16 protein-coding genes are annotated in these 17,196 nt (G+C 33.7%); 6 read left to right on the top strand and 10 right to left on the bottom strand.

Annotated elements, in window-relative coordinates:
• Positions 1–162: 162 nt before the first annotated feature.
• Positions 163–1,374: an MDR family MFS transporter gene (locus DOS84_RS02830; protein ID WP_111408609.1), complete on the bottom strand. Its 1,212-nt coding sequence runs from the start codon at positions 1,372–1,374 to the stop codon at positions 163–165.
• Between the two features lie 260 nt (positions 1,375–1,634).
• On the opposite strand from DOS84_RS02830, the gene DOS84_RS02825 reads away from it, so the two are divergent.
• The 5 genes from DOS84_RS02825 to DOS84_RS02805 all read left to right on the top strand — a co-directional run bounded on the left by DOS84_RS02825 (position 1,635) and on the right by DOS84_RS02805 (position 5,873).
• A complete protein-coding gene (locus DOS84_RS02825) occupies positions 1,635–2,237 on the top strand; it encodes a DUF1684 domain-containing protein (RefSeq protein ID WP_111408608.1) in 603 nt (200 codons plus the stop codon).
• Positions 2,237–2,890, top strand: coding sequence for a TatD family hydrolase (locus tag DOS84_RS02820; protein WP_111408607.1), 654 nt, complete (start codon positions 2,237–2,239; stop codon positions 2,888–2,890). The genes DOS84_RS02825 and DOS84_RS02820 overlap by 1 nt, the downstream gene beginning before the upstream one ends.
• A 23-nt stretch (positions 2,891–2,913) precedes the next feature.
• A complete protein-coding gene (locus DOS84_RS02815) occupies positions 2,914–3,630 on the top strand; it encodes a tRNA threonylcarbamoyladenosine dehydratase (RefSeq protein ID WP_111408606.1) in 717 nt (238 codons plus the stop codon).
• 147 nt (positions 3,631–3,777) lie between these two features.
• Complete coding sequence (locus tag DOS84_RS02810) at positions 3,778–4,431, top strand: HAD family hydrolase (protein ID WP_111408605.1); 654 nt, start codon at positions 3,778–3,780, stop codon at positions 4,429–4,431.
• A gap of 596 nt (positions 4,432–5,027) precedes the next feature.
• Positions 5,028–5,873, top strand: coding sequence for a DUF2911 domain-containing protein (locus DOS84_RS02805; RefSeq protein WP_111408604.1), 846 nt, complete (start codon positions 5,028–5,030; stop codon positions 5,871–5,873).
• 95 nt (positions 5,874–5,968) lie between these two features.
• Here DOS84_RS02805 and DOS84_RS02800 read toward each other — a convergent pair whose 3' ends face one another.
• The 3 genes from DOS84_RS02800 to DOS84_RS02790 form a co-directional block, all read right to left on the bottom strand.
• Positions 5,969–6,970 carry a hypothetical protein gene (locus DOS84_RS02800; protein ID WP_111408603.1) on the bottom strand — a complete coding sequence of 334 codons (1,002 nt, stop codon included), beginning with the start codon at positions 6,968–6,970 and terminating at the stop codon, positions 5,969–5,971.
• A gap of 203 nt (positions 6,971–7,173) precedes the next feature.
• Positions 7,174–8,916: a sodium:solute symporter family transporter gene (locus DOS84_RS02795; protein ID WP_111408602.1), complete on the bottom strand. Its 1,743-nt coding sequence runs from the start codon at positions 8,914–8,916 to the stop codon at positions 7,174–7,176.
• Between the two features lie 122 nt (positions 8,917–9,038).
• Positions 9,039–11,570 carry a PIG-L family deacetylase gene (locus tag DOS84_RS02790; RefSeq protein WP_111408601.1) on the bottom strand — a complete coding sequence of 844 codons (2,532 nt, stop codon included), beginning with the start codon at positions 11,568–11,570 and terminating at the stop codon, positions 9,039–9,041.
• Between the two features lie 298 nt (positions 11,571–11,868).
• On the opposite strand from DOS84_RS02790, the gene DOS84_RS02785 reads away from it, so the two are divergent.
• A complete protein-coding gene (locus DOS84_RS02785; protein WP_111408600.1) occupies positions 11,869–12,828 on the top strand; it encodes an alpha/beta hydrolase in 960 nt (319 codons plus the stop codon).
• A 91-nt stretch (positions 12,829–12,919) separates the two neighbouring features.
• On the opposite strand, the gene DOS84_RS02780 is transcribed toward DOS84_RS02785, so the two are convergent.
• From DOS84_RS02780 to DOS84_RS02755, 6 genes are all read right to left on the bottom strand, one after another.
• Positions 12,920–13,462 carry a hypothetical protein gene (locus DOS84_RS02780; RefSeq protein ID WP_111408599.1) on the bottom strand — a complete coding sequence of 181 codons (543 nt, stop codon included), beginning with the start codon at positions 13,460–13,462 and terminating at the stop codon, positions 12,920–12,922.
• A gap of 54 nt (positions 13,463–13,516) precedes the next feature.
• Positions 13,517–14,050 (bottom strand): mechanosensitive ion channel domain-containing protein, encoded by a 534-nt coding sequence (locus DOS84_RS02775; protein ID WP_111408598.1) that lies wholly within the window; start codon positions 14,048–14,050, stop codon positions 13,517–13,519.
• A gap of 17 nt (positions 14,051–14,067) precedes the next feature.
• Positions 14,068–14,649: a Maf family nucleotide pyrophosphatase gene (locus DOS84_RS02770; protein WP_111408597.1), complete on the bottom strand. Its 582-nt coding sequence runs from the start codon at positions 14,647–14,649 to the stop codon at positions 14,068–14,070.
• Positions 14,642–15,568 (bottom strand): geranylgeranylglycerol-phosphate geranylgeranyltransferase, encoded by a 927-nt coding sequence (locus DOS84_RS02765; protein ID WP_111408596.1) that lies wholly within the window; start codon positions 15,566–15,568, stop codon positions 14,642–14,644. The genes DOS84_RS02770 and DOS84_RS02765 overlap by 8 nt, the downstream gene beginning before the upstream one ends.
• Before the next feature lie 290 nt (positions 15,569–15,858).
• A complete protein-coding gene (locus tag DOS84_RS02760) occupies positions 15,859–16,386 on the bottom strand; it encodes a KdsC family phosphatase (protein ID WP_111408595.1) in 528 nt (175 codons plus the stop codon).
• Positions 16,370–17,131 carry a Rossmann-like and DUF2520 domain-containing protein gene (locus DOS84_RS02755; protein ID WP_111408594.1) on the bottom strand — a complete coding sequence of 254 codons (762 nt, stop codon included), beginning with the start codon at positions 17,129–17,131 and terminating at the stop codon, positions 16,370–16,372. The genes DOS84_RS02760 and DOS84_RS02755 overlap by 17 nt, the downstream gene beginning before the upstream one ends.
• Positions 17,132–17,196 lie beyond the last annotated feature (65 nt).

Here is a 17,196-nt window from a genome sequence, read left to right as displayed (position 1 = left end):
TTGAATACAAATGTTGTGGTTCTTGGGTGAGGGGTAGAAGCAAGCTACCGAAGTAGCGCGGATGACCCGACAGCATTATGGAAATGGGCGAAATAAGTGGTTTGCATATTTGACCCATTTTCATAATGATGGCACACCCTAATTATTATATAGGTGTTATTTTTATTCTTTGTGAATCATTTTGTTGAGCCAAAAACAGCAAAGTAAGGATATTGCACCTAAAGTTCCCATGATAAACCAATTGACTTGATAGTTATAGTGAGCAATAATTTCCAGACCTGTTTTGGAACTCACTATATGTGCCAGACTAAAACTCATGGTATAGAAGCCCATATATTTTCCTTCTTGACCTTTTGGTGCTCGGTTGAGGGCGACGGCATTGACAAATGGAAAAGAAAAAATTTCTCCAAAGGTGAGTAATATGATGCTAATTGTTAAGATTCCAACCCAAGAATCAAGTAGCAAAATGTAATATCCAAGTGTTATGAATAGTGACCCAATTGCAATGCTTTTTATTTTATTCGTTTTTCTTCTTTCCAAGGCGCTTACGATTGGCATTTCTAAAAGGAAAACCAATAGTCCGTTGATGGAAAGCAGCATTCCGGTTTGGAATTCACTTAGCCCGAATTTTTCGTTGTGATATAAGGGTAAAGTCGAAAATATTTGAAGAAAAACCATAAAAGTAACAAAACTGATAAAGAGCAGTAGCCAAAAAGGTTTGTCTTTAAAGATCGATTTTGAAATTGTTTTGGTTATTGGATGATCTGTGGCAACAGGTGTTTTCTTTTTTTCTTTAATGTAAAATGCAAAAATCAAAATTGCAATGATGCAGGTACTTCCATCGACCCAAAATAGGCCTTGGTATCCCATCCCTATAATAATCAATCCGCCTAATGCTGGACCGGCAGTAAAACCTAGATTTACAGCTAAACGAATTAAAGACAGCGCACGAACTCTATTTTCGGGTTTTGCATATGCGCTAAGGGATACAAACATGGCAGGACGAAACATATCTGAAATTGCCATAATGACAAACATCCCAAAACATAATCCCCAAAAAGTTGTAATGTATTGCAGTAGAATAAATAAGATTCCGCTTGTAAAAAGACTAAAAATCATGATTTTATAAAACCCAATTTTATCGCTCAATTTTCCTCCAATCCAAGAGCCCAACATAGAACCCAAACCAAAGGCAACCATAATCCATCCCACTTCACCGTAGGTAAAATTCAAATCTTCCTTTAAATATTTGGATAAAAAAGGCAGCACCATAGTACCGGCTCTATTGATAAAAGTGATTAAGGCAAGTATCCAAACTTCGCGTGTGAATCCTTTAAAATTATTGATGTAGCGACCGAGAGCAGTTTTGAGCATGTAGTAAATTCTTATATTGCAAATCTACAAAGTTTTTTAGGAGCTATTTCCAGCTATTCGTTGCAATCTTTTATTTTTTAAAGAAAAAAATAAAAGGATTTTCACTGCAAACGAAGTTCACTGAACTCCTATGAAAATAAATGCTAAGTGAAGTAATCTGGGCTACAGAGATATTTAGTGTATTTCAAGATATTTGTTTCTCTAAACATAAACTTTGTGGCTTTGTAACTTTAAACTATTTTTGCCTAAAATTTAAAGATATGAGAGTTACGCTGACTTTGGTTCTATTAGTATTATTTAACATAGGCTTTGGCCAAGAAAAATTTGATTTGGCAGCAGTCGAAAAATTTCAAAAAGATCTCAATACAGAATTTTCAGATGCAAAGACAAGCCCGCTTTTGCCTGAAGATTTGGCCAATTTCAAGGCATTGGATTTTTACCCTGCCAATGAAAAAGCTTTTGTGGTTGCACAATTCATTAGAACTGAGGACGAAAAACCTTTTGTGATGCCAACTACTGGCGCAAAAAAACCGATGTATGTAAAATACGGTGAGGCTCATTTTCAGTTAGAAGGAAAAGAGTTAAAACTGAATATTTATCGCAATATTGAACTCTCCAAAAATTCAGCATACAAAGACCATTTGTTTTTACCTTTTTCGGATTTGACCTCTGGAAAAGAGAGTTATATTGGTGGAAAATACATTGATTTAAAAATTCCAAGCGGAAATACGATTGTTATTGATTTTAATTTATCATACAATCCGTATTGTGCTTACAGCCATAAATATTCATGCCCAAAAGTGCCATTGGAAAACGATTTGGCTATCGAGATCAAAGCAGGCGTAAAGAAGTTTCATGACTAATGAATTACTTTAATTTGCATACCCACAAATTAACGAATCAGGACACAATCTTGGAACTCGTCAATCAATATCCAAAGGAATTTGATGTTGCGATTCCGTATTATTCCATCGGGATTCACCCATGGTATATTGATGAACAAAGACTTGAGACCGATTTGCAAATAATAGAAAGTAAATTAGAAGAACCCAATTGTCTCGCTCTTGGCGAATGTGGATTGGATAAACGCATCGAAATTCCGTTCGAATTACAGCAAATGGTTTTTGAAAGACAATTGCTTTTGGCACAAAAACACAATAAACCTGTCGTGATTCATTGTGTGGCGGCTTTTCAGGAAGTGATTGCAATCAAAAAACGATTAAAAATTACCGTTCCTATGCTGATTCACGGTTTCTCAAAGAACAAGCAAGTGGCAAAAGAACTCATCGATAACGGTTTTTTTATATCATTCGGGAAATATTTATTGCGTAATCCAGAACTAGAAAAGGTTTTTCAAAGCATACCAAATGACCGTTTTTTTCTGGAAACAGATACTGTGGAAGAAGGAATTGAGGAAGTGTATGCCTTGGCAGCCCAATATAAAAAATGGAATATGGATGAACTGCAACAACAAATAAAGAGTAATTTTGCAGCGGTTTTTAAAAAGCAACTTTAAGAATAAAAATAAAACGAATTGATATGGCAGAGTGGACAGAAAGAGCCGAACTATTGTTTAAAAAAGAAGGATTACAGAATTTGCAAAATGCTCATGTAATGGTGGTAGGACTTGGTGGAGTGGGTTCTTTTGCGGCCGAATTTTTGGCTAGAGCAGGAGTGGGAACGATGACCATTGTAGATGGCGATGTGGTGGATATTACCAATGTAAATAGACAATTACCTGCTTTGCATTCTACAGTAGGACAGTCTAAAGTTGATGTTGTGAGTGACCGATTGATGGATATCAATCCAGAATTGAATTTGATTCGACTAAAAGAGTTTCTTTCGCCGGAGCGTGCTTACGAGATTGTTACCAATGAATATGATTATGTTTTGGATTGTATTGACAGTGTAACACCAAAACTGAATTTGATTATTTCGGCCAAAAGGAAGAAAGTACGAATCATAAGTAGTATGGGAGCTGGAGGAAAAATGGAAGCTTCGAAAGTGAAAGTGACAGACATTGCCAAAACCGTAAATTGCTATTTTGCCAAAACAATCAGAAAGCGTTTAAAGAAAGAGAAGATCAATAAAGTGAAAGTGGTTTTTTCTTCCGAAATCCAAGATGAATCCAGTCTGCGCATGACAGATGGCTCCAATTTTAAAAAATCGTTTTATGGAACCAATAGTTATATGCCAGGATTGTTTGGTTTATATGCGGCCGAAACGGTAATTCGATATTTGCTTAAGAAAGAGTAGAAAGGGGTGAATCGTTTAATCGATTAATTGTTTAGGACCATTTCAAACAATTTTAAACAACCTTAAACCTTTTTCAAACCAAACTAAAAATATATAAATTAGGTGTCACAGTATCATAGGAACTCAGCATCTTAGAATCTAAAAAAAATGATAAAAACCGTAATTTTCGACATGGATGGTGTAATTGTAGATACAGAATTGGTACACCGTTATGCTTATTACAAACAATTTGGCGAACTGAATATTGAGGTTCCAGAGGAAATGTACACTTCTTTTACAGGATTATCGACTCGCAATACTTTTCAGAAATTAAAAGAACATTTCCAGTTAGAACATGAGGTGGAAGACTTGATTTTGAGAAAAAGATCCATTTTTAATGATGCTTTTGATAGCAAAGAAGATTTAGCTTTGTTGGAAGGAGTGGAGAATTTAATTAAAGATTTTCATCAAAATGGAATGCAGTTAATTGTGGCTTCGTCGGCTTCAAAAGTGACGATCGACAGAGTTTTTCGCCGTTTTGATTTGCACCAATATTTTTCACATATTGTAAGTGGTGAAGATTTTCCTAAATCAAAGCCCCATCCTGCTATTTTCTTGCATGCAGCGTCCTTGTCGGTCTCACCAAAAGAGAATTGTATCGTTATTGAGGATAGTACCAATGGTGTGAAAGCGGCCAAAGCTGCAGGCATTTTTTGCGTAGGATATAACAGCTTTCATTCCAAAGATCAGGATTTGTCATTGGCGGATGTTGTAGTCAATCATTTTGATGAATTGAATTTTGAGAAGGTTTCACAATATTAATTTATACTTTTTTGAAGGACATTTTAAAAAAAAAATAGTTATAAATCCTATAAGTACTATTTTAGTTTCTAAGTATCTAAGTATCTAAGTTTTCTAAGGTTTAGTATATTTCCCAAACTTTATCTAGTATATTGATTCTTGATATTCAAGATAATTTGTCATGTTATAATGCCTTCTAAAATCTTAGCAACTTAGCATTTTAGTTTCTGCTGAATCACTATAAATTAAAGATGTATCGAATTTCAAAACAGTAATACATACCTTTATAAACAAGATATTTTATTTTTTCGACTATTATTTTTTGATTTTCCATGATAATATTTCTTTATAAAATTGGCTAAGGTATAAATAGCAACTTCTTTATGAATCAAGTATGATTTAATTACAAATTTAGACCCGAACCTCTTTTTTCTTGTTATATAATTTTTTAAAAAGCTTATAGGATTTATAAATTTTTGGTTGGGATACTGTTTTTCTATTTTAGAAATAATTGTACAACAAATAAAATTGAATAACAGCTAAATTTGAATTAAGGAAATATTAACATTTAAAGCTTTTTGAATTTGTAAATTTGGAGAAATACATAAACCAATAATATGAAAAAAATACTTTTTGCTTTAATATTTATTATAGCGCCCTTTATCACTGAGGCTCAGCTAAAAACGCCTCAAGCCAGTCCGAAAGCGACAGTTTTTCAAACAGTTGGATTGACGGATATTGAAATAGTTTATTGCAGACCAGCAGCAAGAGGAAGAGCGGTATTTGGAAATTTGGTTCCTTTTGGAAAAGTTTGGAGGACTGGAGCCAATGAAAACACCACTATTTCTTTTAGTGAGGATGTTGTAATTGATGGTAAAACTTTACCTAAAGGAAAATATGCTTTGTACACTATTCCTAAAATAGAAAGCTGGGAAGTGATTTTTTATTCTACCACAAACAATTGGGGAAATCCTGAAGTATGGAATGAAGCTAATGTAGTATTGAGAACTACTGTAAAAGAAGATGCAATGTCAAAATCAGTAGAGTCTTTTACAATTGGTATTGGTAATTTGACTGCAGATACTGCTACCTTGGATATGGCTTGGGAAAACTCCTCTGTTTCCATGAAATTTACAGTTCCTACTCAAAAAGAAGTATTAGCAAATATTGAAAAAGTATTGGCAGGACCAACATCTGCTGATTATTTTTCGGCTGCACAATACATTTATCAGTCTAATGGTGATAACGCAAAGGCAATGTCTTACATGGATAAAGCTATGGAATTGAGTACTGAAAAACCTTATTGGTATACTCGCCAAAAATCTTTGATTCAAGCCAGAGCGGGAGACAAAAAAGGTGCTATTGAAACCGCAAATTTATCTCTTGTAGCTGCAGAAACTGCTAAAAATCAAGATTACGTAAAAATGAATAGAGAAAGTATTGCGGAGTGGAGTAAAAAATAGAATATACCTAACTCTATTCTGACTAATGATTATATTAAAAATCCCGTCTCGTCTTTTTAAGGCGAAACGGGATTTTTTAATAAACTGTTTTAATATTAATTTACACCATCGCATAAGGTTTTTAGTATAATTGAATAATCTGGATTTAAAGGTTCATTAGTTTGTGCCAATCTTTGCGAACCTGTATTTGCTGGACATGCAATGTCATTGGTTGCGTCATAAATAAGGATTTTTCCTTTTAAACTAATGATAAGCTCTTTGGGAACATAGATTTGAACTTTGGTAACTGAGTAACCTGAAGGAATATATCGAACATAATAACCATCAGGGTGCAAAGTCCATATACCGCTTGGATAATCCGTTCTTGGAGGTGCAAAACCAGCAAGAATAGCATATTTTTCCATTTCTTGATAGGTGTAGTTTCCGGAAGTTATTAAGCCACGAATGTTGTTTTCGGCTTCAAAGACAGTTTGTACACTTTCGGGTAATTTTGCTTTGGCTTGATTGATAACATCATCGGGTAAAAAACCTAACGCACCATCTTCCAGTTGCGTTAATTGTTTTTTGGTAAGTAGGGTTATCGCTGTTAGTTTTACTTCATTACTAAAATCAATGAATTTTGTTTTGGCAATAATTGCCCATAATAATATTTGGATATCATGTTGCTGTATTTCGGGATGATTTTCTGCACTTTTTAAAATAGCTGTAACAATTTCTTTTTTGGACCCGTTAGTAGGCGCATACATATAGCCATCTCCTTTAGAAGGGGCAAATGTTCCCGCATGTAAACAATAACTTTTGTTTGTCATTTCATAATAACCGGCACAGAGTATAAATCCTCCATTGGGAGCTTTAGGCAATAAATATAATGGCTGGGCAACTTCTAATTTAAAAAAATTTGGCATTTGTGAGCCCTCTTTATTTACATCTTCAAACGCAGTTGTTATGGCTGCAGGTTTTTTGAACAGTTTGTCAATTCCAAGTGTTGAAGCTCCAAGTTTTAATAAATCAGTTGAAATACCAAATTGAGCATAGGTAGTATTACTGCAGAGTAATTGAAAAAAGAACACTAAGCAAATAAGTTTTATTGATTTCATTACTAAATAGTTTGGTTATAATTTGAAGCATCAAATTTAGATTTTTTTAAATTATATTTTAATACTATTTGTATTATTTTTTTATAAATAATTTTAAGAAAATATTGTAATGTATTGTGTAGTAGAGATGCATTGTTATGTATCTCCAAAGATGATTATGTTAAGAATCCCGAATCATGAAGAAACGGGATTTATTAAAAATTTTATGAAGCTATATTTTCTGCCAATGTTGTTTGTTCTTCGGTTTTAAAAATAGTAGTTTGTAACAAATAAGATAACACTATAGTGAGTAATGCCCCAATAAAATTGAGCCATAAATAGCCTAGTTTTTCAGCCCCGCTTGGATAGATAAAGTTGGTGAAATAATATATGATAAAAATAGTGATTTGACTAATTATAGCACTGTAGTAAATTGATTTTCCGCGTATTTTTTTAGTATAAAAGCCAACAAGGAAAATACCTAAAACAGTACCGTAAAATATAGAACCAATAATATTTACGAGTTGGATTAAATTTTCAAAAAGAGTAGCAATGCAAGCAAATGCGATGGCAATGATTCCCCACATTAGAGTGAAAAGTTTAGATACCTTCAGATAATGTCTCTCAGATTTTTCTTCTTTGACATTGCGTTTGTAAATATCAATAGCCGTTGTTGAAGCCAATGCATTAAGACCCGATGCGGTAGAAGACATAGCTGCTGAAATGATTACTGCCAGCAATAAACCAATAAGACCTTTTGGCAAATAGTGGAGTATGAAATAGAAAAAGACATAATCCTTATCGTTTGTTTCGGCTTTGTTATCCGCTTTTGAAATTATTTCTCTGGCCTTTGCCCTTAATTCTTTTTCTTTGAGTGCCAAATCGACTAACTCTTTTCGAAGGGTAGGATTGTCATAATCCTGATTGAGTTGATCTATGTATAATAGATTTACGACTTTTTCATCTTCGGATAATTTGTTTAAATCTTTCTGTAAATTTTGATATTCGCCTTTGTATTTTGAGTTTTCAACAGTGATTTTATTGTTTGGGTTAAAGTTCAAAGGCGTTTCATTGAATTGAAAAAAGACAAAAACCATTACTCCAGTTAATAAAATTAAGAATTGCATGGGCACTTTTAAAAGTCCGTTCATGATTAATCCCATTTGACTTTCGCGAACGGATCTTCCAGACAAATAACGGCCAACCTGTGATTGATCGGTTCCAAAATAGGCTAAGGCAAGAAAGAAGCCACCTGTAATTCCGCTCCAAAAAGTGTATTTTTCATCCAAATCAAAAGAGAAATTCACGATATTCATTTTTTGATTCGCGCCAGCAATATGCAAGGCATTGTCAAAAGTCATGTCATTAGGCAGATAATCGAGAATAAGAAAAAAAGTAATCAGCATCCCAGATAAAATTACGAACATTTGTTGTTTTTGAGTGACATTTACAGCTTTTGTTCCTCCCGAAAAGGTATAAATGATAACCAAAATACCGATAATGATATTCATATACGTTAGATTCCAACCCAATAGTGCCGATAAAATGATAGAGGGAGCATAAATGGTAATTCCTGTTCCTAAACCTCTTTGAACCAAAAATAAAACAGCAGCCAAGGAACGGGTTTTTAAGTCAAATCTTTTTTCTAAATATTCATAAGCTGTATAGACTTTGTATTTGTGATATATAGGTATAAAAGTGAGGCAGATTACCACCATTGCAATAGGTAATCCAAAATAGAATTGTACAAACCCCATTCCGTCATGATAAGCCTGACCTGGCGTAGAAAGGAAAGTAATGGCACTGGCCTGTGTGGCCATAACTGAAAGTCCAACGGTAAACCAAGGAGTTTCGTTGTTGCCCAGAATATAATCCTCAACGTTTTTGCTGCCTCGTGTTTTCCAAGCACCATAAATTACAATAAATAATAGTGTTACTATCAGTACAATCCAGTCAAATAATTGCATAGGTTAAGAGTATAATTTCATAATTAAATAAAAAATAATGATAAACAGGGCATTGGCAACCAGAACTAAGGTATAGTCTTTTGACCAGATTTTAGGTTTTTTTGAATCCATGTTTTTTGTTTTTAAGGTTTCATTTTTTGGTTAGGAATGCTTACGGAAGATTTTATTGAAATCATATTTGATAACAATTTATAGGCTCCGGGAACACCTTCCGGTAATTCTCTAAAAAGACTCAGACCTGTATAAATATAATTTCCTTTTCCGTACGGAGCAATTAACAAAGCACCATCTTTTGCACTTTCGCCTTTATCGTTTGAGGAAAGAATAGGAGTGAAGGCTTTGTCAAAATCCTTCGGATAATACAATCCTTGTTCCTGTTTCCAGCCTTTAAAATCACTTTGGGTAATTGTATTTGGATAATTCAAAGCAGGATGATTTGGTGCAAGAAAACGGACTTCGGCATTTTCTTCAGTTACTCGATCGTTCGAAATTGTTAGGGGATAAGGAGCAATTTTGGATGTTACTAAATCCCTGTTAGTGTTGTATTGCACAATCATTGTTTTTCCACCTTTTACAAAATCAAATAAAATATCTTGTTTGTTTGCCAACGCGTCAATAGTATTGTAAGCGCGTACCCCAGTCATGACAACATCAAAAGTGTCAAGTCTCTCTGGAGTAATATCTTCCGGTTTTAGGAGGGTCACTTTGTAACCCATTTGAGTCAAACTTTTTGGGACTTCGTCACCAGCTCCCATGATATAGGCGATTTTTTCCTCGTTGGTTTTCAAATCAAATCGCATGCACTTTACCTCAGACGTTTTTAAAATCTGCTGTTTAGTAATATGATCATAATTAATATTAATTTGCTCCTTATCGAATGGAACTCCATCAATTGTAGCAATACTTTTTCCAACAATTTCACTCATTTGTGCTGGAGGCGTAATTTCAAAATAAAGGGTTTGTTCCATTCCTTTTTTGTCCAATTGAAAAGAAATAGACTGTGGAGAAACTTTCCACTCTTTTGGCAAATCCAATTTTAAATCGCCTTTAAGTTCATTTTTCCCTGCCTTTATCGTTACACCAACATATTTGGGTTTAGTATCTGGGAAAAGCAGTACTTTATCTTGAATCGTTGTTGTTATTTCGGGAACAATATCCAAGAAATTATACATTTCACCTTTTACATCATCGTTGTATTTGTAAACGATAGTTCTTTCAAAAGGGATTTCAATACCATTAATTTTTATATTAAAAATCACTTTGGCTTCCCTAATAATGTCAGGAATTCCAATGTTTTTTTGATCTTCCACAGTGTACAATCCTACTGTTCCTTTTTCTTTTAACCAATAAGGTTGCGTGTAGTTTATGGATTGGGGTAACTGTAATTCGAGTGCACTGCTTTGTAGTGTATTGTTCTTTAAATCGGTGTTCAATACAGTGTTTTTTTGGTCGGGTAGAGTCGTAACACTTGCTAATTGCATGGCTACGGGACTTCTATTTATAGCTTCCAAATTCAGTTTTACAATACTTCCCGGAGTTGCTTCTTGCGAGTTGGAAACAGCTTCCAAATACAAACCGGAACAAGCTGAGATGATTTTTTTTATTTCTTCAGATTTCACTGTTTTCCAATGGTTTTCATCCAAAGCTTGAATCATAGTATAGACTTTTACTAAATTTGGAATACTAGCCGATGGATTTTTAAAATCATATTGATTGGCAATAACGGTAATCAATTCTCCTATTGGTTTTCCGCCTCTTACACGGTTCCAACTCGTATCGATTCCTTCAAAAATAGATGATTTGTCTTTTAAGGATTCACCTTTTAGAAATTCCAGATATTCAGTGTCTTCACCACGAGTTCCTGTGCTTCCAAATCCTTGTGATTTATGGCTACTACGACTTAAAGCCGCTATTTCCTGATTGGATTTTCCTAGAGTAGGGTAATAAACTCCAGTTGAAATTGAAACTAAATTGCTTTTATTGGCCGCATCAAATTTTTCTTTGCTTCCATAAAACCACCATGAAGTATTAAAAAAAACACGTTTGGGTTGCCAAAGTTGTACTAGTTGTAATTGTTCTGGAAAAGAAGCAGGATTATTGGCTAAATCAAAACCTTCTACACTAAGCATTGCCGAGGAGGTGTGATGCCCATGAGTAGTTCCGGGTGAACGATGGTCAAAGCGATTGATAATGACATCGGGCTGGAATTTTCGAATCGTCCAAACAAGGTCTGCCAACACTTTTTCCTTGTCCCAAATTTGTAATGTTTCTTCTGGGTTTTTGGAATAACCAAAATCATTGGCTCTGGAAAAAAACTGTTCTCCTCCATCAATTTTTCTTGCTTCTAGTAGTTCTTGCGTTCTTATGACACCAAGTAGTTCACGTAATTGTGGCCCAATTAAATTTTGACCGCCATCTCCTCTGGTTAATGATAAATAGCCAGTTCTTGCATGAATTTCATTTGCCATATATGAAATTAAACGGGTGTTTTCATCATCAGGATGTGCGGCGATATAAAGTACAGTCCCCAGAAAATTAAGCTTCTGAATTTGATTGTAGATTTCGGCTGAATTCGGTTTTTGAGGTTTTTGTGCGTATGTTATTTGTATAGAAAGTACTAAAACTAAAAATGATTTAAAAAAAAGCTTTCGCATATAACAAGATTTATTATTTCTAAAATAAAAACAGGATTGTAAGTATTAGTTCAAGTCCAAAAATACTAATTAAATAATCGGAATATTTAGCTATAATTCCAAAAGTTATGTTAATGTTTGATATTTATTAGAATATTTTTTCAAAAAATATGTGACTTAGAGACTAACAAATTTGAAATAAAATATTAGTTTTCTATGTTAATTATTTAAAATTAGAATGCTAAATTTGAGAATGTTATAATGAAAACATTCATTAGAATTTGAAATTGTCCCTTTGTCTACAATTAACCTAACCAAAATGAATATGCAATACGAGGAAGATGTTTTGAAAAATGGTTTTGAGCAAATGACCATAATTCAACCCAATGATTTTGAAGGTAAAGTTACCACAACACTTATTCGAAAAAGAGGTTCTTCAAAAGCTACTAAAGCCATTTTATGTATTCATGGTTTTAATGATTATTTTTTTCAAGATGTTATAGCCGAAGAATTTTTGAAGAAAGGTTATCATTTTTATGCCTTGGATTTAAGGAAATACGGTAGATCTATTCTGCAAAACCATAGGGCAAATAATATGAGAGACTTATCCGAATATTATGAAGATATTGACCGCGCATTGGCTACTATAAGAGAAGAAGGCAGTCAAAAAATAGTTTTGTACGGCCATTCTACAGGCGGATTGATTATAACCTTGTATGCTTCGGATCGTAAAGAGAAGGCATTTTTTGATGTACTGGTCTGCAATAGTCCTTTCTATGATTTTAATGTTCCTTGGATTCAAAAGAAAACGGTTATTCCTGTGCTTTCATTTTTGGGTAGATTAAATCCAAATATTGCTTTACCCATCGGGTTTTCAAAATTTTACGGCAAAAGTCTACATAAGAACGATTTTGGGGAATGGGATTATAATTTGCAATGGAAACCTCACGTTGCGCCTTCAATCAATGCGGGATGGATAAATGCTATACACGACGGGCATTTGAAAATTGCAAATGGTATTTCGGTGCATAAACCGATATTGATTTTGCATTCTATTAAATCAGTAAACCCAAAGCATTGGGGAGAAGAAATGTTTGAGGGAGATGCTATTTTGAATGTTGATGATATTACCCAAAAAGCAAAATTTATTGATTCGCCACACAAAGAAGTTATAGGCTTCAGAAATGCTATACACGATTTGGTATTGTCCAGAAAGCCAGTACGGGATATTGTCTTTAAAACTATATTCGAGTGGTTGGATAAATATTTAAAAAATTAATATTTTGTTTAAAATAAAAAGCTGCAACAGGTTAAATGTTGCAGCTTTTTGAATTCTAAAAGTTCATTGTTTTTTAAAAGGAAATATAAGATTAATGCTTGCCTCCTTTGCCATTTCCATTATGGCCTTTCCCTCCATGATTACCATTATCATGATGGTCATTATCATGATGGTCATGGTCATTATCTTCATAACGAACTTTGTATTCACCTCTACTTTTTTGAGGTTTTCCCTTGTAACCTTTGTAGTATTTCACTTTGTGAGTATTGAAATAAGTATAAGGAGAATGACCATGATAATCAGTCAAAACTACTTTGTAACCATGATATAAGTCGTAGTCTCTACAATAGGTTGGTAAATATCTGGAACGAATCCATTTTCCATTTCCAAAATAAATATACTGTGCCAATCTTATGTCATAGTAAACTTGAATATCTGGCAAATAGTAATATTCCACTTCGTCATAACCAACAGGTCCCCAAACAGGAATGGGAGCAGGGGCTGGAGGAGGAGGTGTTCCTACATGTACATTTACGTTTGGCGTTCCTATGTTTACATCAACGGCAACTTGTGCCTGAGTTGAGCTTCCCGCAAAAAACAGGATTGCGATAATAAATAATTTAATTGTTTTCATTGTATTTAAATTTAGAGTTGGGTTAAATTTTAGAAAATAATATTTATTTGACCGTTAATCGGTAAAATCATTATTATTGTTAGTAGGTTTTTTAATAATTGAAATTCCTTTTTGGAAGAATAAGTTATTCGGATAAATAACCACTTCTCCCTCTTTTGAACGTATTGTTACATGAAAAGCACCAATATCTTCTATTTCACCTTCCACAAGATAATCTTTATCATGGATTAATATAACGTCTCCTATCTTGAATGGAAACGAAAAAAATAAAATAATTCCTGAAGTAATATTACTCAAGATAGACCATTGTGCAAACATCGCTACTCCAATTACCGTGGCAATTGACGAAATTGTAATGAAAATATCTTTGGCTTGAACTCCCCAAATTAATATCAGGGTGATTAAAGCCAATATGTTAATAAGGATATTAATGTATTTGATGACCAGATTGGTTCTTCTTTCAATAATCTGGCTTGTCTTGGCATATCGTCTCACTAATTTTGAAACGACAGTACGGGACAAAATAACAATCAAGATCAATACTCCAGTACTTATCTGCTCTTTAAGATATTGATCAAAAAAATCCATTAATTTTTTATATTTTTTTATAAATTGTTTAAATATTCATATACTTTATCTGTAGGCATTCCCATAACATTGGCATAAGAACCTTCAATTTTTGAAACTCCAATAAAACCAATCCATTCCTGAATTCCATAAGCCCCAGCTTTATCATACGGTTTATAATTTTCCAAATAATAAAGAATAGCTTCATCAGTTAACGCATTGAAGGTAACTTTTGTTGTTTCATATATCAAATTTGTAGACAAATTTGTCTTGAAACATACAGAAGTAATGACTTCGTGCGTAGCATTTGATAGTGATTTCAATATTTCAAAAGCATCATGATGATCCTTAGGTTTACCTAAAGGGCAATTATTATGCCAAACGATAGTATCACTTGTGATTAAAATTTCATTGTTTTGCAATTCTCCTTCAAAAGCACTGGCTTTCAGTTGTGCAAGATAATTAGTAATTTCCTCGGCTTTCAATTCGGGAGGAAAAACTTCTTCGATTTCTTTCAATCGAATTTCAAAATCTAAGTCTAAATCTTTGAAAAATTGCTGTCTTCTAGGTGAACCGGAAGCTAATATTAGTTTGTATTTTTTGAGTTTTTCTTTAAGCATGGTGTAAAATATTATAGGTAACAATGGCAATTGAGAACAATCCAAATAAAATAATTAATTTTAAAACAATGCTCAAATGATTAAAATCTTGGCTTTTTTTGGCATCCAGCATTTTTACTGCAAAATAAATTAATGGAGCAACGATACTTATTAAGGCATATAATGTTGCTAAGTATAAATCAAATGCAAAAAAATAGTTTTTGATATAAAATATCACCATAACCAATGGAATCAGACTCAAAACCAACACTAATTTGGATGTTCTGTCAATGCCCAAAGCAATAGGCAAAGTATTCATTCCCTGATTGTAATCGCCATTTACATCTTCGAGATCCTTTACTATTTCTCTGATAAAATTAATCACAAAAGCAAATAGTGCATAGTCCAAAAGAATAGAAAATAAGTCCGCCATTATCACTCTGTTTCCAGGATTGATAACTGGCAATAGGTCGAAGATTCCGATGATAAGCACACTGAAAGCTAATAAAAATGCGACAATAAAGTTTCCTATAAGTAACATCTGTTTCAGACTCGTCGCATAAAGATATAAGGTGGCCGAAATGATTATGAAGATAGCCGCAAATCCAGGTTTCTCAATTACATTCGATAAATAAAATCCAGCCACAACTCCCAAAACGGTACAAGTAAAATAAACATTGTAAGCACTGGTTTCGGATATGCTTTTACCCACAACAACCTGATTGGGTTTATTGTCATTATCGGTAGCCTGATCCATGATGTTGTTAATCACATAACCTCCAGCAGCAATCATAACCGTTGCAAATACCAATAAAAAGTATTGCCAGTCATTAAGCGCCAAAGGGATGCTTTGATAATTCAAAAAACCATATCGAAAAAGCAGTTGCATCAAAGCAAGCATCAACAGGTTTTGGTAACGTATTAGTTTGAGGTATTTCATTTTAATTAGTTATTAGTTTTGGAGCAGAGATATTTGGTGTTTTAGGAAACATCGTCCCGCTATCCGTTACAATCTTTTTATTTTTAAAGGAAAAATAAAAAGGATATTCACTTCTATCGGGGCTAAGGAAGGAATTTTGGCTTTGTTATCATAATCCCCAAAAAAGGAAAGAATAATCAAATTATGTATTTTAAAACCTAATCTTTCATTTCCAAAATCCAAAATCTCTTGTCTATTATCTTTATTCGATTTTCTAAAATCTAAAATCGGCAGTCTTAATTCTGCAATTTTTAATCAAGTTTCCCGTCAAAATAAGCCATCCATTTCCCTTGTACTTTCATCACTTGCTCAATTACATCACGAGCGGCGCCTTTGCCACCTTTTATATGAGAAATATAGCTTGAAATAGCTTTGATTTCGGGGCTTGCATCTTGAGGGCAAGTAGGTAATCCCACCAATTTCATAACATGATAATCCGGAATGTCATCACCCATATATAAAACATGTTCTGGGTTGATGCCATAAACATCAGTGTATTCTTTGAACGTTTCTACTTTATCGGGAGTGCCTAAATGGATATCCGTAATTCCTAGATTACCAAGTCTCACTCTTACACCTTCGTTGCTTCCACCCGAAATAATGCACACATGGTAACCACTTTCGATGGCAGCTTTCATTGCATAACCATCGCGAATGCTCATGGTTCTTAGCATCTCTCCTTCATTGGTAACAAAAACAGAACCGTCTGTAAGTACTCCATCTACGTCAAACACAAACGTAGTAATATCATTCATTATTTCTTTATAGCTTTTTGCCATGATTTTGTATAGATTGGGTTAATATTTTATAAATTGTAGATTGATTTTCATTTGACAAAAAAGATTCATGTGCTTCAATTGTCGAAATGTCATTGCGTTTTGCAGGACCCGTTTGAGCATCTTTTGGAGAAAGTGTCAAAAGTTTTTCTGCAGTTTCCAGAATCAATGGTTTTAAAATGTCGAAAGGAACATGGTTTTCCTGGCAAATTTCGCTTCCTAATTGGTACAAATAATTAGTGAAATTATTTACAAAAACAGCAGCAACGTGCAAAGCTTTGCGTTGGTGGGAATCGATTTTGTATACATTGTCAGAAATAGTTTGTGCTACTTTTTCCAAGAGGGCATAATCGTTTTCAAACTGTGTTTCTAAACAAAAAGGGATTGTTTTAAAATCAATTGGTTTTCCTTTGGTAAAAGTTTGTAACGGATAAAAAACACCTTTTCGATTCTTGTCATTCAGCAAAGCCAAAGGTGCGCTTCCTGAAGTATGAACGACTAACCGATTTTCGAAAGGCAACTTGGACGAAACGCTGGAAATAGCATCGTCAGAAACGGCAATGATGTACAAGTCTGCTTCCGTCAAAGCATTCCAATCATTGGTTATTTTATTGGAATCAAAATTGGGAATAATGTGGCTTTGGGTTCTTGAAAAAACTTGTATGATTTCCACCTCATTGCTTTTTGCGAAAGCATCAATCAGGTGTTGCGCGACATTTCCAGAACCAATAATCGTTATTTTAATCATTTGGCAAAATTAGCAAAAAAAATGTTGAGTTGGTTTCAATTTTTTAATCTCACATATAACTGGCA

Origin of the sequence: Flavobacterium aquariorum, from assembly GCF_003254745.1 — a bacterium.
GTDB classification, from domain to species: domain Bacteria; phylum Bacteroidota; class Bacteroidia; order Flavobacteriales; family Flavobacteriaceae; genus Flavobacterium; species Flavobacterium aquariorum.
This window is presented reverse-complemented; position numbering and strand designations above follow the sequence as displayed.